The following is a 21,630-nucleotide window of genomic DNA, read 5'->3' on the forward strand; positions in this document are numbered from 1 at the left end:
GCGTCGGGCAGATCCCCGGTTTTTTATTGGCTGAAAAAAGATCGTCCGAACGCGGCCCGAACCTTCGGCAGCTCCTACATGGGAATGTGTACACCCTGTAGGAGCTGCCGAAGGCTGCGATCTTTTGCTTTATCAGGCAAACACGAAATACTTACGCACGGTCTCAACCACTTCCCACGTGCCTTTCATCCCTGGCTCGATGACGAAAATGTCACCGGCGCGCAGGTGGATCGGCGCCATGCCTTCCGGGGTGATGATGCAGTAGCCTTCCTGGAAGTGGCAGTATTCCCACTTCACGTATTCCACATACCACTTGCCCGGCGTGCAGATCCAGGTGCCCATGATCTTGCTGCCATCTTCGCTGGTGTATGCGTTGAGGTTGACGGTGTGCGGGTCGCCTTCGAGTTTTTCCCATTTGCAGGCGTCGAGTACTGGCAGCGGATGGGTGTCGCGAAGGACGGTAATCGGTGCGGTCATGATGACTCCGGGCAGTGGGTTCAAGAACTGAAGTCGCACCCTATAGCGCCCATCCACCGTTCAGTTGTCTGTATTCGACATTGAGCTGTCCAGAAACGCGCAGACCCTCAAAGACTTTCCAACGGGCAATCGGCTCTGGCCTGTGTGAGGCTTGCTTCAAATTCGACCAATTGCTCGTGTTGATGCGTGAGTGCGGCAATCCTCTCGCTGATTTCGCACTTCTTGGCATCGATGGCTTGCTGCGCCAATGACCAGGGCATCGCCAGGCCTTGATGCCCGGAAAAGATCATCTGCAACTCCTTGAGCCTGAAACCCAGGTGTTGAGCGCACTTGATGAAGATCAGCAGGTCGACACTGTGCTGATCATAGACACGGTATTTTCCTTGTCGCCGAGCGGCAGGCGGCAAGCCGATCGACTCATAATGGCGAATACTCTTGATCGTCGTGCCCGAGCGCTGCGCGGCTTGGCCGCCTTCGCGCAGCACCGGGTCGAAGTCCATTTTGCCTAGAAACAACTGGCGCACCTCATGCCCGGCGCGCAACGCCGATTGTGTGTAGCGTTCGGCCAGCGCGCCGCAGAAACTGTTGCTCGACGGATGACCGAGAATCACCAATATTCGTTTGCTCATCGTAACGGTCCCTGAAGATGAAACCTCAAGGGTAAAGTCTGCCCCTCAGGGGAGAGTCAAGACGTCCAGCAAGGCCTGGGCATAACCGGGCAGCACGGCGAAGTCCCGGGTGCACAGCAACAGTTTGCGTCGAGCCCACGGCTCTTTCAGTGCGATGCTTATGAACGACTTTTCAGCCGGCCAGCGTTCGACCGCCGCCAAGGGCACGATCGCCAGCCCGGCACCCCGGGCGACCATACGCATCACGCCATCGAAGCCATCGGCACGGATGCGGATCTGCATCCTTAAGCCGCTGTGCAGGGCTTGTTCTTCCAGGTACACGGCCAAGGCGCTGTTGGCGTTCAGACCGACGTAATCATGATGCAAGGTGGTGCTGAAATTTAACGGTCCGGTGTCGGCCAAGGGGTGATCGCGCGGAAGGATCAGTACCAGCGGGTCGTCGCGGAAATAGCGGGTCTGAAGGCCGTCGGTATCCACGGCGTCGGACACGATGCCCAAGTCCGCCGCACCTTGGCGCAAGGCATGGGTGATGCGCGTGCTGGGCAGCTCTTGCAGGTCGATGTCGAGGTTCGGATGGTCACGCAGAAAGTCTGCCAGCAACTCCGGCAAGTACTCGGTGATCGCTGTGGTGTTGCACAACAACCGTACCTGGCCTTTGACCCCTTTGGCGTATTCGGCCAAGTCCTGCTGCATGCGCTCGGCCTGTTGCAAAAGAACTCGGGCGTGTTGCGCCAGGGCCTTGCCGGCCGGCGTCGGACTGACACCGCGGCGACCTCGCTCCAGAAATTCGACACCCAGGGAAGCCTCCATGGCGCGGATTCGTGCGCTCGCCGCTGCCAGGGACAGATGACTGCGAGCGGCGCCGGCGGTGATGTTGCCGGTCTCGAGGATGTGCAGGTAGAGACGCAGGTCGGTCAGGTCGAAATGCATCGTTACAGCCTCAGGAGGTTTGTTGTCTGGGCGGACGTCTTCGCGGGCAAGCCTCGCTCCTACAGGGGATCTGTGATTGCCAGACTGTAGGAGCGAGGCTTGCCCGCGAAGACGTCAGCAGCCGCAACGAAAATTCCAGCCTCTACCAAATCAAGAGGCACCCTCGGTATATGGCAGATTTTCAAGGCAACCATCCGCGCTCACCATAGCCCATGAATACACCCGCCGCGTTCTACCAACATCTGGGTTTTGCCCTGTTTTTATTGGTTATCGCCACCTTCCTGCTGGCCGGGATGATCAAAGGCGTGATCGGTCTCGGACTGCCGACCATTGCCATGGGCTTGCTCGGTCTGGCTATGGCACCGTCGCAGGCTGCGGCGTTGCTGATCATTCCCGCCACACTGACCAACGTTTGGCAATTGACATTCGGCGGTCATTTGCGCGGTTTGCTGAACCGATTGTGGCCGATGCTGCTGGCGATTTTCATCGGCACGGGTGCCGGTACTCTGTGGATCGGCATGGCCGGTGGGCATTGGGTCGTGCGGGGGCTGGGGGCGGCGTTGTTGATTTACGCCTTGAGCGGGTTGTTCTTGCCGACCTTGCACATCGGCAGTCGTACCGAGCGTTGGTTCGGTCCGCTGTGCGGTGTGCTGACGGGCATCATCACTTCGGCCACCGGCGTCTTCGTGATTCCGGCGGTGCCTTATCTGCAAGCGCTGGGCTTGAGCAAGGATGAACTGGTGCAGGCGCTGGGCCTGTCGTTCACCGTGTCGACCTTTGCGTTGGCCGCCGGCCTGTTATGGAGCGGCGCCCTCGACGGTGGCGAGTTGAGCGCGTCGCTGCTGGCGCTGATTCCAGCGGTGCTCGGCATGCTGCTGGGGCAATGGCTGCGCCAGCGGATCAGCGCCGTGTTGTTCAAGCGCGTGTTTTTCATTGGCCTCGGCATGCTTGGCGGCCACTTGCTGATCAGCGGCTAGCGGACGAAGTGCTGAGCATCTCGATCGGGCGGATATCGAAATCCCGTTCCAGATATTCCATGCGCTGCTCAAGAAATTGCTGCATGTGCGGCAGGTTCGAGTGCACGTCCAGATGGGCCTGGGATTGCCAGATCTCGTAGAAGATGAACAGCGTCGGGTCCTGTTTGTCTCCCAGCATGTGGTACTCGATGCAACCAGGTTCGGCGCGACTCGGTTCGACGTAGGCACGAAAAAACGCTTTGAAGGCCTCGGCTTTTTCCGGGCGGGTCTTGGCGTGCAGGATGAAGCCTTGCACTTCGCTCATCAGGTTGTCCTTGAAAGTCAGAATCGGCGCAATTTTACGGCAACAATCACCTGTCGATTCGTGCGTATTGGTCAAATGAATTTTGCTGATTGAGCGCTTATTCCGCGCGAGGCTGATCGCTACTCTGTGGCCATCGAATTTCAACCTTGCGAGACTTCTCATGAAAAAAGTCCTGTTGCTCAATGGCGGCAAAAAGTTTGCCCACTCCGATGGTCGCTACAACACGACGCTGCACGAAGCCGCGCTGAGCGTGCTGGATCGCGGCGGTGTGGACGTGAAAGCCACGTTCATCGACGAGGGGTACGACGTCGCGGAGGAGGTCGCCAAATTCCTCTGGGCCGATGTGATTATTTATCAAATGCCTGGCTGAGGCTTGCTCGCGAAGGCGATTTATCATTCAACATTAATGTCGACTGACACACCGCTTTCGCGAGCAAGCCCGCTCCCACAGGTTCCGCACTTTGGCTGGCTTTAGAGTAAGCCCCTCGCCACAGTAGAACGGCGCAGGACTATCGATAAGGGACACACGTGAAAGCCAGATCCGATGAATTGCAGATTTTCGTCTGCGTGATTGAATGCGGGTCGATTTTTGCGGCGGCCGAACAAGTCGGGCAAACGCCGTCGGCGGTCAGCCGCACGCTGTCGCGGCTGGAGGCCAAGCTCGACACCACGCTGATCAACCGCACCACGCGACGCATGGACCTGACCGAGGAGGGCAAGTACTTCTTCGAGCACGCCAAGCTGATTCTCGATCAGATGGACGAACTCGAAGAACGCCTGTCTTCACGCCAGCAAACCCCCTCCGGGCGTCTGCGAATCAACGCCGCCTCGCCGTTCATGCTGCACGCCATCGTGCCGTACATCGATGAGTTCCGCCGTCTCTACCCGGACATCCAGCTCGAACTCAACAGCAACGACCTGATCATCGACCTGCTCGAGCAAAGCACCGACATCGCCATCCGCATCGGCACGCTGGCCGACTCGACCTTGCATGCTCGCTCACTGGGTTGCAGCCCGCTGCACATCGTCGCCAGCCCGGCGTATCTGGAGCAACACGGCGTACCGGTCGCGGTTGCCGATCTGGCCGAACATACGCTGCTGGGTTTCACCCACAACGAAGGCCTCAACCAATGGCCGCTGCGCTACGTCCACGGTGATCGCTGGCCGATCCAGGCGTCGATCAGTGCGTCCAGCGGCGAGACAATCAGGCACTTGGCGCTGGCAGGTCAGGGCATCGCCTGCTTGTCGCACTTCATGACCATCGACGACATCCGCGCCGGTCGCTTGCAGGTGCTGCTGGCGGAGTTCAACAGCGGATATCGCCAACCGATCAACGCGGTGTACTACCGCAACTCGCAACTTGCCTTACGGATTCAGTGCTTCCTGGACTTCATTCAGGGGAAACTGGCGGCTTATGCGATTGCGGATTTCAATGGCTGATGCGTAGACCGCGTCATCGTTCATCGCGAGCAGGCTCGCTCCCACATTAGTTCTGCGTCGATCCCATTGTTGTGGATCGATACAAGTTCAATGTGGGAGCGAGCCTGCTCGCGATTGCGTTGCACCCGGCCCATCCACTGGCCGGCCCGCCCCCAGTTCCGTAACATCCGCCCTCTCTTTTCCCGCCTGTGTTTTTAGGTAAGCCATGAAACCCAAACGTCTGCGCGCCGATGTCCTGGCCGGACTCACGACCTCTTTCGCCCTGCTGCCCGAATGCATCGCCTTCGCGCTGGTGGCCCACCTCAATCCATTGATGGGGCTTTACGGCGCTTTCATCATCTGCACCCTGACTGCGCTGTTTGGTGGGCGGCCAGGGATGGTGTCCGGTGCCGCCGGATCGATGGCTGTGGTGATCGTCGCGCTGGTGGTGCAGCACGGCGTGCAGTACTTGCTGGCGACTGTGCTGCTGGGCGGGTTGATCATGCTGGCGTTCGGTCTGTTGAGGCTGGGCAAACTGGTGCGCATGGTGCCGCACCCGGTAATGCTCGGCTTCGTCAACGGCCTGGCGATCATCATTGCCCTGGCGCAGTTGGAGCACTTCAAAAGCGGTGAAACCTGGCTCAGTGGCGATCCGCTGTACATGATGATCGGGCTAGTGGCGCTGACCATGGCCATCGTCTACCTGATGCCGCGGCTGACGCGCGCCGTGCCGCCGGCATTGGTGGCGATTCTGGGCGTTGGGCTGGCGGTTTACCTGCTCGGCTTGCCGACTCGCACATTGGGCGACATGGCGCACATTGCCGGCGGTTTGCCGAGCTTCGCGCTGCCAGACATTCCCAGGAGCCTGGAAACCCTGCGCATCATCGCCCCTTACGCGATATTGATGGCGTTGGTTGGGCTGCTGGAAACCCTGCTGACCCTGAACCTCACCGACGAAATCACCGAGAGCCGTGGCTACCCGGATCGCGAGTGCGTGGCGCTCGGGGCCGCCAACATGGTCTCCGGTTTGTTCGGTGGCATGGGCGGCTGTGCCATGATCGGGCAAACCGTGATCAACCTCAGCTCCGGCGGTCGCGGTCGGCTGTCCGGTGCCGTGGCCGGGGTGATGATTCTGCTGTTCGTGCTGTTCCTTTCGCCGCTGATCGAGCGCATCCCACTGGCCGCACTGGTCGGGGTGATGTTCGTGGTGTCGCAGCAGACCTTTGCCTGGGCTTCGTTGCGGGTGCTGAACAAGGTGCCGCTGAATGATGTCTTGGTGATCCTTGCTGTTACGGTGATTACGGTGTTTACCGATCTGGCCACCGCCGTGTTGTGCGGGATCATCATTGCGGCGCTCAACTTTGCCTGGCAACAGGCTCGGGAGCTGTATGCCGACAGTCATCAGGAAAGCGACGGCAGCAAACTCTACCGCCTGCACGGCACACTGTTTTTCGCCTCTACCACGCCATTCCTCAACCAGTTCGACCCCGCCAGTGACCCGGCCCAGGTGACCCTTGATTGTCGCCACCTGAGCTTCGTCGACTACTCGGCCATCGCCGCGCTGAAAACATTACGCGAGCGCTACGCCAAGGCAGGCAAGCAGCTACGGGTGCTGCATTTGTCCGAACGCTGCAAGAAACTGCTCAAACGCGCCAGCGAGCATCATGACTGAAATTCTTGAGTGATCGTTCCCACACTCGCGTGGGGACGATCAGGGTAGGGGGATAAAAGTTTTACCATCGGATTTTCACATTGATAGATAGGCGATCCCATGTAGGAGCTGCCGAAGGCTGCGATCTTTTGATCTTCTCAGGGTGATGGCACTCTGAGATTAAAGAATCCCCGTGCCAAGCCGAAGCGCTGACATCCAGCCCAGCTACACTCTGGGCCTTCTCAGTCTGGGAGCAACTCCATGAGCTTCGGCAAAACCATCCCGATCCTGCGGATTTTCGATGAAACCAAGGCATTGGAGTTCTACGTCGACTTCCTGGGGTTCAAGATCGACTGGCAGCATCGCTTCGAAACAAACTTCCCGCTGTACCTGCAGATCTCGCGTGGCGAATGCGTGCTGCACCTGTCCGAGCACCACGGCGACAGCACACCGGGTTCGGCATTACGGATCGAGACCGATGAACTGGAGACTTTCCAGCAGCAATTGCTGGCCAAGGAGTATCAGTTCGCCCGCCCGCAAATTCAGGCCATGCCCTGGGGGAGCCAGGACATGAGCATCAGCGATCCGTTCGGTAATCGGTTGGTGTTTACCAATGCGATTAGTGTTTGAGTGAGCTGATCAAGCGAGGCCTATCGATTGTTGGATAAACCTCGCTGGATGATTTCACTCACATCCTGCCCAGGGATTTGTTGTACTCGTTAAGCCGATACAAGAGCTCTCTCCCTCGAAGTATCGTGGCTCGTGTCATGCCTATTTCGCGTTGCATTACTGTGCGGCTTAACGGATTTGAACTTTCAACACCCATTCGATTGGTAATCGAGTTCTTTACCCGGTTGATTCCACCTTTCAGTCCGCCCGGTTCTATCTCTTCCATACCCAACTGATCAAACGCGTCATTGATGGCGCGGGAATCGTTCTCCAGATAGCCATCAAGCTCAATCAGTGCGTTGTTCAGACACTGGATTTTTTGTGAAGGAATGCCGTTGATGGCTTTGGTTGCCTGAGTGGACGCTTCGAAATTGGGAATCCAGGCCCCTTTAACAGCGGCGACTTTTGTCAGGATAAAGCTGGTTATCATGAGCGACAGTTTTTTCTGTCCGGTGGGATTGCGAGGATCCAGATCTTTGATCGCTTTGCGCGACTTTGTCGTTACCTCAAATAAACCTGTCCGTCCCTCATGTTCAATTTCGTCGGGGGCCAACCGACTGGTTTGCGGGTACATCGCTACGGCCAAATGCTGTGCAGGTCCAACTTTCCCTGCGATCGCATCAACTGTTAACGACGTGCCAGTCATGGCCCCTACCACTGCAACAGGGCCGCCAGGTGAAGCCAGTATGCCGGCTCCGACGCTAAGCAAGTGACGCGCTGCGTTGTAGCCGTAAATTTGGAACAGTTGTCTGGTGATGTCCTTATTGCTCATGCTGTTGTAGATATGGTGGTTCAACAAACCGACTCTTTTGCGCACCTCGGACAGAATGCCTGGATAGGCGGCTATCTCTTCCTTGATGTCGAGTTCCTCCTTGTTGTGACCGTGTTTGTCGGTGTAACGCATTGGATTGTTTCCCACCATGCCATACAGGTTCAACCCGTCAACCACCCCCGCCGGGTCGGGATTGATCCAGCGCTGCAACCACGGTGCGTAATACCTTTGCCCATAGTAATAGAGGCCACTGGCATCACGCTCCTTGCCGGAATATCGAATGGCCCGGTAATCGGCTTCCACCTCCGAACGAGAGGCTGCCCAAGCCGTTCCGCCAAACGGGAAGTAACTCTCCTGACTGATCAGGTCAGCGTTGGCGTCAAGTTCCAGAGAACTTGAACCCAGATGATCGTCGAGGCTGTAGCGCAATTGATCCTCAGGTATTCCCGACGGTTGACCCGCGATCCAGTGCAGGCAACGGACGCTGCCACGACCGACTCGCACGGTAATGACTTCCAGGTGCTCCTTCGCTCGCGTATGAGTTTCAAGTCCTGGCAAGTAACGGACTTCCTGAGTGTGAGTAACCGATGCACTCTGGGTGATCGTCTTTTTTCGCAGGCGCTGACCGCTGCTGTCATAGCAATAACGCTCATGGTCATCGGGGGCGCCTTCACGCTTGACCAACACCACGCCGGTCAGTTGGTTGCGGGCATTCCATTGCAACGACTGTCCGGATTGCAAGGCGAGCGAATTACCGTTGGGATCACAGGTGATTGCAGTGTCTTGCGACTCGCTGCCCTGACGCCATGACATAAGCCGATTGCTGACGTTTGCCACATTGAAGGTTCGGGTGTAGTTGTTGCGATCACGCACATGGCGTAACTCGGTCAGGTTGCTGCCAGCGTCGTATGTGTAGTGCTGGGTGTAGTTGAACAGTTGTCGGGCGTTGTCGGGAATTCTGCCGAGAGACGGTATGTATGGCGCAGTACTTGTGCCGGCTGCTTCCCTCCCGCTTGCACTGGTCAATTGGTAGAGGCTGTCATAGGTGAAGGTGCTGACGGCCTCAATCTTTTGATTGCTGGCGAACTGTACCGCTTGGGCTTTGTCCTCGATTTTCGTCACATTGCCCACCGCGTCATGGCTGTAGTGCTGCGCTTGCAAGGTTTTGCCCGATACGGATGCGGTCAGCGAGGTCATGCGGCCGTTGGCTGGATCGAATGTCGCACGGCTGATGACGTTGTTGCCGCTGGTCTGCGATTCAATCTGGCCCGCGGCGTTGTAAACGAAATCTTTCACCAGGACATTTTCGATCTCGGCGCCTTTGAGTTTCAGGCCCGCGGTTTTGAGCTGACCAGCGACGTCGAAGGCAAAGCGCTGTTGGTGGCAACCGGCACTCTCCTCCCGGATCACCGTACCCGTTGCGTCGTAATGCCAGGCGGTTTTGTAGCCGTCGCCTGTTTCCCGTAACAGATCCCGACTGTATTCCTCTACCGGCCAGTCCACAGGTTCGGTGTTCAACAGAAAGTGGCGTGTCTGACGTGAAGGCTTGCCCGCGAGGGCGTATTCGTCGATGAACAGGGTGCCTGCTTCGTCGTCGTGGCGGATCAGCAGACCGCATCGATTGAGCGCGGCCGAGTCTGCCGAGTTGTCGCCGTAGCTGAAGCGCTCGACGATACGTGCCGGTTGTCCCGCAGACTCTTCCTTGATCGTGACTGGCCGTAATTGATTGTCGAAAGTCGTTTGCCAATGATTGCCTCGCTGATCCCAGATGCGCAGTATCTGCCCGGCCTCCCCTGGAAGATTCACGCGCCAACCGGCGTCAACACTGTCTGTCAGCAATGGCTTGCCCGACAGCGTGTAGCAGGTCAGCAGATTGGCCTTCGCAAGCTTGCCGAACAGCCGCGGATCCCTTTGTGCCACCAGGTGTCCCGAAAGGTCATGGCTTTGGCTGCTGATCCGAGCCTGGCAAATGTCACCGGCATTGCGTCGGCAATAGGCAATTTGTCGCACGGGCAGTCCACGACTGTCGATGGCGGTGATCGTCGGGGTCTTGTTGTGTACGCTCATGCTTCACCTCCTGTTGTGGTGGCCTGTTTGGACATGGCCTCTTCCAGGGTGTCGTTCTCGTCTTCGTACACGGTATACCAGGGGTGACGGGTGTATCGGCGCATAGGTGACACGCCGTTTTGTTTGGCTAGACGCGTGCAGACAAGCCGCCCCAACGGATCGTAAAACTGCTCGTCGTGGCAGCCGTTAGCGCGCAGGGACGCGTCATCAATGTAACGATGCTGATCGGCGAAGTAAGGACGGTAGATTCGGATCGCCAATCCCTTGTTGTTGTATTCCACCCGTTCGCTGATACGCCAACGTTTTGCTGCGGTCTGCTCCTGTGGTTTTCCGTCCTTGAGCGTCAGTTCTCCCTTGGTGTTGACGACGTAGGCCATACCTGACTCGACCTGTTGCTTGCTTTGCAGCGTTCGACCGAAACCATCGAAGCAGGTAATGGCGATGCGGATCTGTTTCTGGTCGTCATCGTGGTAACGGTCGGCGACCAGAGCCGCGACATGCACCGGCTCACGGGGTGATAGGTCGATTTCGGTCTTCAGTATCGTCTCGTCGACGGAGCGCATCTCGATGTCCATCAGGCGCCTTCGGGTCCGAGCGCAAATAAATCCGCCGGGCAATAAGTCCCCCTTGGCAACGCAACGCGTCAGCCAGCCGACATCCTTTAATGCAGCGTCCGAGACGCGTCCCATCCAGCTAAACGGTGCATGGAAGGTAGCGCTAGCGGCGTTTTTCAGAGCTTTTTGCCCGTCTTCAATTGCATCGGATGGGCTGGCGAGCTCCGGGCGTTCGTACTCGCTAATCGGCTTGAAACCCATAAACGTGCTGCCCTTGCTGCGATAAAAACTGCTAGCCAGTATCTGGCCAAAATTGTCGTAGAGGCCTTCTTGAATGTTCCCGTTCGGATCGGTGATTCGTCGGGGTGCAAGCGAGCGGTAATCGTAGATAGCGTTGATGACACAGCCATCGGGCAGTTTGAGCGCGGTGATAAAGCAATGATTGTTGTCGTAGCTGATCTCGGTCACACCATGGCTTTTGCTCGATTGCAGGGTCTGAGTTTTGTAAAAACCCTCCGGTTTGGCATAGGTCGCGAAGCCACTTTTGACTGACCAGAGTTTTCTGGGCGGTGTGGTCACGGGGAGAAAATCGGTCATGCGGTGATAGCCAGTTCGCTCGAGCAGTTTTCCCTTGGGGCGAGATGCTTGCGGCAATACATCGAAGGCTTTCAGGGCTGTTTCGTCGAACTCGGCGGTTTCCAGATGGTCGGCCAAGGCTTCGAAGTGAGCGACGCCGTCCGGCAGGGTTTCTGCGGTTGAAGTGTTCTTGTAGCGTTGCACGGACAGGCCGGTCAGAACGCTCTGGGTCGCCCAGGCAGTTTCCTTGACGAGTTCGATGAGCGTTTCGTAAGTCATGTCCTTTGTGGCCAGCCCACCGGCCTCGGGTGTCTTGGGGCGTTTCAACGCATTGACCCGCTGGCGATAAGGTAGACCCAGTCGCCATCCTTGAGGCGTTTGCAGATGGATGAACTCGGCGCGGGTTTCGTTCAGGTAATAGAACTGTTGCGCCGGATCATGAGCATCGCGCCACCATTGTTGCTGGTCGGCATCGCTGAACGGCGGGGTATCGCTGCCGGTTTTGCGTCGGGCGTAGTGGACGTTCACGCTGTGGGTCAGTGCGCCGTACAGGTCGTGCTGCAGATTGAGGGTGTGTTGGCATTGCGGATCATCGGCAATGCCTTCGTACTGATAACGGATGGTTTCCAGCAGCAGCGGCAACATTCGGGCATAGCGTCGATTGCCTTCAGGCGTTTGTAGCAAACGGATCTGATAGCGGTTTTCCTGAACTGAATAAAGCGTTCTGGTTTTCAGGCGCTTATCGATTCCGAGGATCTCGCTACGCAATAAATGACCACTCAGGGCGCGAGCCATCTCGAGGGTTGTTGCCGTGTCTGGGGATATGAAGCACGTGTCGTTCTTGAGCTCTGGCTGGTATTGGCAAAGCAATGCCTTGCACAGCGCCACGGTTTTTTTATCAGCGTTGTGATAACCGGTGCGGGGCAGGTCAACCGCTTGCCCGGTGTGGAACCAGCTCTTTGTCAGGCGTGGCGTGGTGAAGCCTTGCGAATCGGCGTTGCCGGGGTTGGTTTCACTGTCGGTTTGCAGCAATAGTCCGAAGCCGCGAAATTCCCGCTCGATGCCGTCGTAGTAGCCTTGGCGATAGGAGAAACTCTGGGTCAGTCGATTGCCGGTGATCTCGTCGACCTGGGTCTGTTTCGATACCAGATGCAGGGCCACTGGCACATAGCAGGTGCGGGGCTTGTCGGCTTTGATTTTCTCCGCTTTTTCATCCAGCCATTCCTGCGCTGAACTGCGGTAGCTGATACTGCCTGCGGCGCCCATATTGTTATTGGTACCGGTGAGTAGATACGGTTTTGCGTGGACGAAGTCGTAGCGCCAATGACGGGATGTCATGTGCGGCACACTCAGAATAAGACTCGAACAACCGAACCCTTGTAGATCGGCGATGCTTACCTGACAGAAACGGTCGTAGCGCACACCTTCCGGCCAGGGCAGGGGAACGCAAGGATCGAAACCATTGCCAAAGCGGTTCATGAATATCAGCGCCTGATCCGCTTCCAGATAGATCAGGTCGGCGGCGCCAGAGCCGTCCAGATCCGCCAGACGGATACGCGAGGCGTCGAATGTTTCGTATGCGAAGGAAGGATTGCCCAGCACAATGCCTTTACCGAAACGTCCACGACCCAGGTTTGGCCAGCACTTCACCTCGTTGTGACGAATGCGCACCAGATGCTGCTGACCACTGCCCAGGATATCGCTAAAGGCCACCAGTTCGGTGGGCGAAGACGTGAGTAAAGGAAGGGCGTCTTCGTCCTTTTTACGACCCACGTCACGGGCAGCTGAAAAACCTTGTTCTCGTTGATTGGCGTATAAGCGAACACTGCGCGGGCCTATCAGCATCAGATCGCTGAGCCCTTCGCCCATCAGGTCGGCCAGATGCCCTTGCGGATTGAAAAACTCCATCGGGAACACATTGAACGTGGCGAAATCCGACCACTCCCGGTCGGGGCCGAGGGAGAAAAAACCATTCAACCCTGGCTGAGCAATGATCCAGTCCAACCGCCCGTCGCCCGTGAGATCGCACATTGATTGGCGCAGCGGTTTTGCAGAGTCAGCAATGGGGATCCTGGGTAACGCTCGCCACTGATCGTAAGCCACTTCATTGCTTTTGGCTTTGGCTCGCATGGGTTCGCGGTAATGCCAGCCTGTATCACCTCGATAGAGCACGCCCGGCAGGCCTTCGCCGTACAAATCCACCAGTTGATAACCTTGGCCGTCGTTGAGTCCCGGCATGTTCTGAAAACGCTGCCAGGTGTGGGTATCAGGCAGGAGCTTGAACTCGCTGTAGCTGAACTCAATGGGGGGACGGTTATCGGCGCTCAGCGAGTCGCCGAACGCCTGGTCATGGGCCGCGCTCAGGTGGTGATAACCCAGGGGCGTCTGGCGATAATCGAGTAGCAAGCGTCGCACCAGAACGGGGTCGGCACCCAATTCAACGGGAAAACGGTGGAACATCAGGACTTGGCGGCACAGGCGTTCGGTACGTAATTCAAACCCGTAGGCGAAGCTGGAAAACGCGTCGCTACGGGCTGGCCACTGTTGGCCTTCATAGAGTGGTTTCTGTTCGTATGCCGTACTCCGTTCGCCATAGTCGAACACCAATTCGAAATGCCATTGCACAGACTTCAGCCGATCTGTGTTCCATAAGTAAAGGTGCGCATCGGCGTTGAAATTGCCGTAGCTCACGCGGCTCAAGTAGCGCTGGGCTGTTGCGTGCGACTTGTATTGGTAAAGGATGTGCTCACCGTGCGCATTCAGACTCTCCTCCAGCAACCATTCGCCTACACGGCTAGTGTCCTGGGGATCTGCTCGACGCGATGCGGGGTTCTTTCCGAACACGTGAAGGCTGCCATCGGCACCGTGCACCAGCCAGAAACCCGGTTTGTCACTCTCCGACAACCAATGTTCAATTCGGTCGAAGCTGCTTTCGATTCTCGGAAAGTGGCGCGTGACCGTATAGGTTGTACCCAGTTCCAGTTCGTTGTAACGATCGATGTGGGTTGAGGTGATGACGCCTTTTGAATCGCGCTCGGGCAGCCACACAACCCCACTGGGGCCGACAATCTCATCATCCTCGGCATAGGCCGGTACACCCTTGCTGGTATGTCGCGCAACGGTGGGTAATGACATCCCCCAGCCGATGCCAAACACACTGTTGCCGACCGAACTGCCGTAACTGAGTGACAAGGAGGGTGCAAAGCCGCGACCCGGTGAAATCGGCAGGGCAATCTCATAAGAGGCTGCGCCGTGGGCACCGATGGCGCCCCAGCCTTTGCCAATGCTCTGAATGGCACCGCCACCCTTGGGCAGTGATGGCGCGATAACAGGCAATGCGGTTTGTTCACTCATTGCGAACCTCCGCCTGCTCTGGCCGTGTAGCTCACGTGCACGATGATGTCGGTGAGTGATTCGAGCATGGACTTTTGAGCGGCATGATTGGGAAACGACAGCTTCCACTTCGAAATCGCGCCCGTGTATTCGAAAGGCAGGTAACGTTCGTCCTGGAAGCTCAGGGTGAACAGGCCGTTATCGTCGACGCCCGTCGAGAGCGCGATTTGCTGATTGGCCCGCAGGCTTTTAATGGGGGGGGTGTCGGTGCCCGGCATGACGACTTCGCTACCCGTCTGGGTCAGCGTGGCACGGATGTCTTCATAAGGGCTCAGGACGGCCGGCAGGGAAATGCTGATGCTCTTGATCCGGCGCAGACAGTGGCCGGGGTAATCGTTGTCGAACAGGGACTGCGTCAGTTCAAACTCGCATGAGCCGGTCTTTACAAGCTCCGACTTGATCCCGTCGGTTGTCGCCATGCCGTTTGCTCCGGGCGTATCTTCCCAGGCTTTATTGATTGATGTCGGGGGCGTGTCATTGATCTCCTCCTTCGCCTTAAGCTGACGCAACGACACGGTCTTGCGGATTTCCAGCTCGCGTTCGTTGCCCAGAAGATAAGCGTTCTTCATCTTGAGCAAACTCAACTTCATCCGCTCGCCAGGTCCGAGCCCACGATAGGTGCTGTTCCAGGTCTGATGCAGGAAGAACGGCTGTGTGGTGTTGTCGGCCATCTCGTAGCGCCAACTCAGTTCGGTGGCCTGGCACAGCGAGAAGGTTGAGTCATACACCTGGTAATAGAAGGTGGATAGCTGATAAGTGAACCACTGGTAAAGCTGCGAGTTGGTGAAGCGCTTGCTGAGAAAGTCGTAGGAAGCCCGGGCTTGCGTCAGGGAGGTTTGAGTCTGTCGTAACAGCAGTCGCGAGGCGGTCTCTCTTTCGACCTCCAGCGCCAGTTGTGCGTCAATCTGTTCGATCTCGAGTTTTGCCTGGTCGCGGGCGAGCGTCCAGTCCTGATGGCGGCGACGGTACTGCGCGACACGTTCGAGGGCTTCGCCAGCGCCATGGGCTGCGGCGGCCAGGCCTTGAGCCCCGGCCATCATGGCGAAGGGCACACCCTCCAGGCGATGACCACCGTCTGCCAAGCCAAAAATGTTGGGCACGACTTTCAGGCCTTGACCGAATGCCTGTGCCGCGTAAGCGCCTGCTTCAGCGATACGCCCCGTCAAGTGCGAAGCGGCAGCCGCCACTTCTTCCGGATTGATAACCTCATTGACCAGCTGACTGTAATAATCGCGCCGACCTTCGATAATAGCTTTACTGGCAAGCAATGCGTCTCGGGTTTTCTGGTCGACCTTCAGGGCCTGGGTTTGCAGATCGACCGCAATGTTGGCGATATCCCAAAGATGATGCTGTTGAAGCTCCTGATAACTGGCCTGCTCGCTGCGTTCGATGAACGACAGTAGTGTTGTGCCGAACTGAATCACTGCGTCTACCGCGCTCATGGCATAGGCGTGCAGAGTACTGAAACGATAAGGTGGGATCTCTGAGCCTTGGCGCTGGGCAATGCCGGGCTCAGCGGCACGTTGGGGGCTGGGGCCGAGCAGGTCGCCGGGTGCTGCGGGGGCAGCGAAGAGTGGAAGATGCAATGGGCGGCCGACAAGGTCGAGGTTGTTTCTGAGGTTATGCAGACGGCTTTCCAGTTTCTCCCAGCGCGCGATCAGTACCGGGTTGAACGGTAAACGCAAATGGGGGGTATCAATGGCATGGACCGAGGGAGGGGACGCATAAGGACGCACACATATTTGCGGTACTACTGCGGAGGAAGCGGATTGGTGTTTTTTGTCTTTGCCAAGTAGTTGTTCAAACGTTCGCAGTCCCTCGTTGGTATCGCCACTGAAATTTTCCAGCGGGACAGTCGTCCAGGGATCGGTTTGTTTGAGGTCCGGACGGGGGCCCATCAGGTCCAGGGCGCGGATGTACCATGATTTCGCTTCCGTCAGGCCCTCTGGGGTTAGCGTTCGGAACGCCGTGTCACCGCGGTTGAGCAGAATATCGACATGGAGCAGGTATAACGCTTTGCGAAAGTGGACCGGATGACTGAGGGCAATTTGATGCGGATCTTGTGGGCCCTGGATGGCGTAGGTGGTTTGACCGGGGGCTGGAATGGTGGAGCTGATCAATGGCACCGCATTCCAGTAGTCGGGGTTCATGTCAGTGACCTTTTTGCGGCCGGGATTGAACAGGTAATGTAGCCAGCGTTCGGCTTCGCTGTATTGGCGCTCAGCCTTGAAGCGGTGCGCTACCAGCCATGGAAGGTACAAGAACAACTCGACAAAGTAGCGACCATAGGCGCCGTAGAAATCCACTGGTTCTGTCGCGCCTCCTTCTTTTAAAGATGGCTCCGGCAAGTGCTGAGAATCCCAGCTCAGCAACGCGTCCATGCTCGATTCGGCGCGCTCGATCAAGTGTTTGGCGAACGTGATGTTCATTCGGATGGGCGCACGCTTCCCGTCCGAACTGTTTCTGTCGTCACTGAATTCAATTGTTGAAACTGCAAAGTCGATGAACTCTGCCGTGCCTGAGGCCGTGTCCTGACGTGAGCTGATTTTGGGTGGGGACAGTGTCTTTTCTGTGGTCGAGTACTTGAATTGAAGTTTCTTTTCCGTGCCGGAAAACCTGTTTCGCACTAATGCAAACTGTGACGTATCCGAGGCTTTTGATTTGTTCAAGTCATAGGGTGTGAGGTTAAGCTCTTGCGTGGTTTTCGAGTCTTTATCTATATGGGCTGACATCGAAACCAGGAGAGACAAACCGGACTTCTCTTGGTCGTGCTCGCCATCAACATAGAGTGCAATGAAAAGTGAATCCGTAGCCCCCGACTTTTCATGAATGGCAATGGTTCGTGTTTTTTCCCTGAGCCGGCTCGAGGTCAGGTCGTGAAGCAAATCGTGCGAACCGTAACCCTGCAGGCAAGTCTGCGGTGTGCTCCAGCTTTCGTCATATTTTTTGTAGCAGAGGTTCAAACGGAACAGCGGGTTGATTCTGTCGTTTTGGCTCTGCGCTGACTTGGTTACAGCCGCCTTGTCCTGGAAGATGCATTCGGCCCAAATCACGTACAGGCGATTGTTGAACACGACCGGGCGAATAGTGTGTTCGATGGCGCTTTCGGAGATCGGCAGGTTGGCGCGTTTCCAGTCCGACCAGGCCTGTGGTTCGGGGGCATCGTATTTAGCGCGGGAAACACCTGAGACCGAAGGGCGGCACGCCATGTCCAGCGAACGCCAGTAGTAGGTGTTGGTGATGGTGGATTTGGCGATGAAGTAATAAGTGCTGTTGGCAAAATCATCCCCGTCGATATAGCCATTGATCGTGGTCAGATTGGCCACTTCTTCAAGCCTTGCCAGATAGGCCTGTACCGCAGTTTGAACCGACTCGGTTGTCAGTTGGTTCTGGTTGATGTCGTTTTCCAGTTGCTGAAAACTGTCGGTTTTTGTCTTGCGAAGGGTCGGGTCAAGATAGGCTGCAGGGAAATAATGCAACCGCTGATTGGTTACCCAAGTCGGATAGTGATGCATGACGGTGCGCCAGGTTTCGACCTGACCGGACGGAATCTGCGCCGTGTGATATCCCGGTTCCATGTTGGTCAGAATGCTGTTGATGTATTGCTGCAGGCTGGCAGTGGCGCAAGCCACCGGGGTGGTGGGCACCTCCTGGGAGACCAGCACGTCGAGCAGCCAGTAGTGATACAGGTCATTGGCCGTCTTGAGGTGCTCTGCGATTTTCAGGGCTTTCAGTGTCTCGTCTTGAGGAACGATCGCTGACAGATAGAGCCCGAGCTGCGCATCACGCAAGCTTTCGTTCAATTGTTTTTCAATGGTTGCAGACATGTTCATTCCTTGAGCATGTAGTGGGATCAGTGACTGGTCGCCATGACCGCTTCACCGACTGTTTTCCAGGCCGTGGCCGGGCTCTGGTTGTTGAGCGCCGTGGCATTGAGCAGGGCGGCTGCGCTAAGCCCTGTGGCTTTGCAGGTTTTGTGGTAACGCATGACCCCATCGATGTCCTTCATTGTTCGGGCCTTCGCAAGATCCAGCCGCGCGGTCAGTACGGTGACCTCAGTCGTCGTCCAGTTCAGTAGCTGGGCCAGGCGGTCATTGATGGCGGGAGTTGTGGAAGCGGAGTCGTTGGCGAATTCCAGGTAGCTCAGAAGGCTTTCTTCTGTCTGCTTGTAGGTCACCCTGCAATGGTTGAAACGATCGAGCAGGTACAGGCTGCTGAGCGTCAGTGTCAGTGCTGTGTTCGGCTTATCCAGCAAGTGCGGGCGGTGCAGGAACACGCGCAAAGCCCTGTTGCTCAATTGCAACCGGACAGCGGCCTCGGCGTGGCGCAAAACCGGACGCAGTATCTTGTGAAGGTTGAGTGAATCTTCTGTTTGCAGAGCAGCGACGAGGATTTGGTGTACAGAGGTTTGCGCCCATACCAACACCCCCTTTGCACAATTCATGGGCAGCAGGGTGGTTTCCTGCAAAAACTTCTCGATCAGATGCTGCTGTCGATCATGGGCCAGTAGTAGAAGGCGTTTGAGTTTCTGCTTGCAGTCGGCTTGGAGCTCCAGGTTTCTACCGGAATTGGCATCCAGCGTTAACACATCGACTACGTTGTCCAGCTCTGCGGCCAGCTTCTGTGGAACATCGTCATTGATTGCTGATGCGAAATCTTTCACCAAACCTGTTGTATCGAGCAGGGTTCGAGCCAGCTTCGTGCGCCAGCTAATTTTTTCCGGCAATGACAATGCTGCCAACTCTTGTGGTGTTACTGCGCACTGGAGCGTTTCGGCGCGCAGTTTGGTGAGGTGCTGCTGCAAATCTCCCGAGGCATGATCGTTGCCGCTCGTCGGTTCAAGAAGTTGTTGCAGTTTGGGGATGTCGTAGACCGATTCCTTGATCCAGCGGGTAATCCAGTCCATTTGCATCAGCACATCGAGCAGGTTGAATGCATCAAGTCCCTGGGGTTGCTCTTCTGTCAGGGTGACAATCGGGTAGGTAGTCGTTATGTCGCTGTTATCGCGCCGTGTTGTGATCAGCAGTGCAAGCTGAGATTTTCGGCGCAGGAGTTCATCAAGGGTGCCACCCTTGAATTGGATGACAGCCTCTTCCAGAGACGTTTCTTCATTTGCGCTGACGGTCGGGATCTGGCTGATGCTGATAAAGGGGAGATCCCCGGCTTGAGTCGGGGTCATCAGGACGCGGAACTCATTGATTATGTCTTTGTTGGCGAATCGTGACGTGTTCATCCGCAGGGTTGACCCGCTAAGCAGGTCAGGATTTTGCGCATCACGTTGTGCTGTCAGTCGAAAGCGTACGGTCAGCTCGGCATTTTCAACGTCCTTGCTGGCTTTTATTCGAAGGCGGCGCATACCTGAGTCGCCACTCGCCAGGCAACTTAAAACGGATTCCCCGCCCAGCAAACTTGCCAGCGTGGAACTTTCGGCAACCGAAAGGCCGAACATTCGGGCAATGCGTGCCTGGCGGTAAATCGACGATAACGTGCGCAAGTCACATTTGAGCGAACCAAGGAATTTCTCCGTGTTTTTGACGACCAGCAAGAGCGAGTCCTCGGTCAAAGGCAGGCCAAGGCAGGCGCTCAAGTGCTGGAGAATGGTGTGCGAGACAGGGTCCGAGTTATCCGCCTTGAAGGTGCGACCATCGAGTTTCAATGGTGTATCGAACAGCCGGGCCTGGTTGAATAGCTGATCAAACAGGGCGGTGTGATCGCCGCAGGCATAGGGTGATATCTGGTGCAGCAGCGCCCCGAACTCCTCGGCCGTGAGGCAGTACCGGCGGTTCAGAAAGTGATAGACCCCGAGGGCACGCATGACATGGCGATCGAGTTGCATCGATGTATTGAGCGGCCGTTGCGATTCAAAAGCGCTGCAGATCAGCGTGTCCAGTTCGGTGAACGGGATATCGAGCCAGCGTTGAAGGCGGATCATTCGATGCAAGCGTTCGAGTCGTTCCGCGGTCGCGTTAATGATTTCCCCGGGCCTTTCGCCTCTGTCCAGAAACATGATGCTGGCGTTGTCTGCGACAGAACCGTTTACGTAACGGGCTCCATAGGGCTGGGAATAAGGCGCCGGCAATGAGTAGTGAGGCGATGTGCGTGGTGCATATTTGCCTTGCGCCAGCAGTGCCTCCATTTGTTCGGCTTTAAGTTCGGTTCGCTCCAGAAAGATGTTTATTTTCTTCAGGTCGGAAGTAGACGCGGTGCCGTAGGTGTCTTTCCAGTAGTTCTTTTCCTCGGCGGTGAGATTAGCGTTCGCCGTATCTGTCAGCAGTGCCTGCCGTTTGGGGCCAAGCCCGGACATCAGCATTTGAGCTTCAACAGAGGAGGCGCTCAGCACACTGCCATAGAGCGTATTGACGCTCTGGGTGACAGGAAGATTGTCGCTGACGAGGTAGTTCAGCTCTCCCAGCGCTGTTTTTTTTGCGCCAAGGCCCAACAGGCACTGATGGTGGAAAAACTCATACGGAAGGGCGAAGGGGTAGCGCGTTTGCGCCAGCACTTCATAGGTCGATTTGCCTTTGTCGTCGGTGGACTCCAGCCCTGCTTGAATACTTTTGTCCAGAATGTCGTTGACAATCTTGAGCAACGGTTGCGCAGTGAAAGTGCTTTGCTGATCAATCGAGATCTTTGCCAGATCGGGACGCCGTTTGCCCAACAGGATTCGGTTGTCTTTTTCAGGCGCCGATACCGAGGTGCTGGACTCCAGTTGCAGGGCAAACAGGTACAGCGCTCTGAGGTAGGCGACCGGTGAGTCGATGGCGGCGATCGAGTCGACCTTGCAGGCATCGTCCCAATTCTCCTTGAACAGATTGGTGTAAGTGGGGCCTTGATTCTCGATAGCGCGAATGCCTGGAGGGTGCCACTGGTGCTGTACGTTTCCGTCTGAAGTTTGCTGCTCCCGATACAGGTGGCTGATCTGGGCGGCGAGGCATTTGACGTTGTCGTAGAACGCTCCGGTGTCAATGCCGGACGCGTGATCTTTGAGCGCGTTGTCGTTTTGGATTGCGCAATTAAAGCGGTCCTTGAATTCGGCTTCGGTGAGCCGGGTGATATCGAACACCGAGGTGAGCTTAAGGGTGTCTTTATAAAACTTTTCAAGCTCTGCCGTTTTCTGTACGGGGCTGGAGGCCTCGATCAGTGTCTTGAGTAATTGATTGTCGTCCATGTCGATGAGTCCCCTTTGGTGGAGCTGACGACACTACGACGTGG

At 56.7% G+C, this 21,630-nt stretch carries 12 protein-coding genes and 1 pseudogene; 5 read left to right on the forward strand and 8 right to left on the reverse strand.

The window, feature by feature from the left end; genetic code table 11:
* Positions 1-132: 132 nt before the first annotated feature.
* From ACYZT2_RS04900 to ACYZT2_RS04910, 3 genes are all read right to left on the reverse strand, one after another.
* Complete coding sequence (locus tag ACYZT2_RS04900; protein WP_007900627.1) at positions 133-477, reverse strand: cupin domain-containing protein; 345 nt, start codon at positions 475-477, stop codon at positions 133-135.
* 107 nt (positions 478-584) lie between these two features.
* Positions 585-1,106, reverse strand: a complete 522-nt coding sequence (locus tag ACYZT2_RS04905) for a MerR family transcriptional regulator (RefSeq protein ID WP_461970600.1) — start codon at positions 1,104-1,106, stop codon at positions 585-587.
* A 45-nt stretch (positions 1,107-1,151) separates the two neighbouring features.
* Complete coding sequence (locus ACYZT2_RS04910) at positions 1,152-2,036, reverse strand: LysR family transcriptional regulator (protein ID WP_461970602.1); 885 nt, start codon at positions 2,034-2,036, stop codon at positions 1,152-1,154.
* 212 nt (positions 2,037-2,248) lie between these two features.
* Between ACYZT2_RS04910 and ACYZT2_RS04915 the strand changes: the two genes are divergently transcribed.
* Positions 2,249-3,013 (forward strand): sulfite exporter TauE/SafE family protein, encoded by a 765-nt coding sequence (locus tag ACYZT2_RS04915; RefSeq protein WP_461970604.1) that lies wholly within the window; start codon positions 2,249-2,251, stop codon positions 3,011-3,013.
* Here the strand turns inward: ACYZT2_RS04915 and ACYZT2_RS04920 are convergent.
* Complete coding sequence (locus ACYZT2_RS04920; RefSeq protein ID WP_461970606.1) at positions 3,003-3,317, reverse strand: putative quinol monooxygenase; 315 nt, start codon at positions 3,315-3,317, stop codon at positions 3,003-3,005. The two genes, ACYZT2_RS04915 and ACYZT2_RS04920, sit on opposite strands and share 11 nt — an antisense overlap.
* A gap of 160 nt (positions 3,318-3,477) precedes the next feature.
* On the opposite strand from ACYZT2_RS04920, the pseudogene ACYZT2_RS04925 reads away from it, so the two are divergent.
* The 4 genes and pseudogenes from ACYZT2_RS04925 to ACYZT2_RS04940 all read left to right on the forward strand — a co-directional run.
* A pseudogene (locus ACYZT2_RS04925) lies at positions 3,478-3,684 on the forward strand (NADPH quinone reductase MdaB); the annotation flags it as partial.
* Positions 3,685-3,845: 161 nt separating this feature from the next.
* Positions 3,846-4,757 carry a LysR substrate-binding domain-containing protein gene (locus tag ACYZT2_RS04930; protein WP_461970608.1) on the forward strand — a complete coding sequence of 304 codons (912 nt, stop codon included), beginning with the start codon at positions 3,846-3,848 and terminating at the stop codon, positions 4,755-4,757.
* Positions 4,758-4,962: 205 nt separating this feature from the next.
* On the forward strand, positions 4,963-6,408 hold the full coding sequence (locus ACYZT2_RS04935; protein WP_461970610.1) for a SulP family inorganic anion transporter: 1,446 nt from the start codon (positions 4,963-4,965) through the stop codon (positions 6,406-6,408).
* Positions 6,409-6,648: 240 nt separating this feature from the next.
* Positions 6,649-7,017 carry a glyoxalase superfamily protein gene (locus ACYZT2_RS04940; RefSeq protein ID WP_461970612.1) on the forward strand — a complete coding sequence of 123 codons (369 nt, stop codon included), beginning with the start codon at positions 6,649-6,651 and terminating at the stop codon, positions 7,015-7,017.
* Between the two features lie 58 nt (positions 7,018-7,075).
* On the opposite strand, the gene ACYZT2_RS04945 is transcribed toward ACYZT2_RS04940, so the two are convergent.
* Genes ACYZT2_RS04945 through ACYZT2_RS04960 form a run of 4 tightly spaced genes read right to left on the reverse strand, consistent with a single transcriptional unit; the run spans position 7,076 to position 21,586 of the window.
* Complete coding sequence (locus tag ACYZT2_RS04945; protein ID WP_461970614.1) at positions 7,076-9,895, reverse strand: RHS repeat domain-containing protein; 2,820 nt, start codon at positions 9,893-9,895, stop codon at positions 7,076-7,078.
* Complete coding sequence (locus ACYZT2_RS04950) at positions 9,892-14,379, reverse strand: SpvB/TcaC N-terminal domain-containing protein (RefSeq protein WP_461970616.1); 4,488 nt, start codon at positions 14,377-14,379, stop codon at positions 9,892-9,894. Before ACYZT2_RS04950 ends, ACYZT2_RS04945 begins: the two co-directional genes overlap by 4 nt.
* The gene (locus tag ACYZT2_RS04955; RefSeq protein WP_461970618.1) at positions 14,376-18,245 is read right to left on the reverse strand and encodes a Tc toxin subunit A-related protein; all 3,870 of its coding nucleotides are present in this window, start codon (positions 18,243-18,245) and stop codon (positions 14,376-14,378) included. Before ACYZT2_RS04955 ends, ACYZT2_RS04950 begins: the two co-directional genes overlap by 4 nt.
* Before the next feature lie 26 nt (positions 18,246-18,271).
* Positions 18,272-21,586, reverse strand: coding sequence for a Tc toxin subunit A (locus ACYZT2_RS04960; protein WP_461970620.1), 3,315 nt, complete (start codon positions 21,584-21,586; stop codon positions 18,272-18,274).
* Between the last annotated feature and the right edge of the window lie 44 nt (positions 21,587-21,630).

The organism is Pseudomonas sp. MDT1-85 (assembly GCF_054898065.1).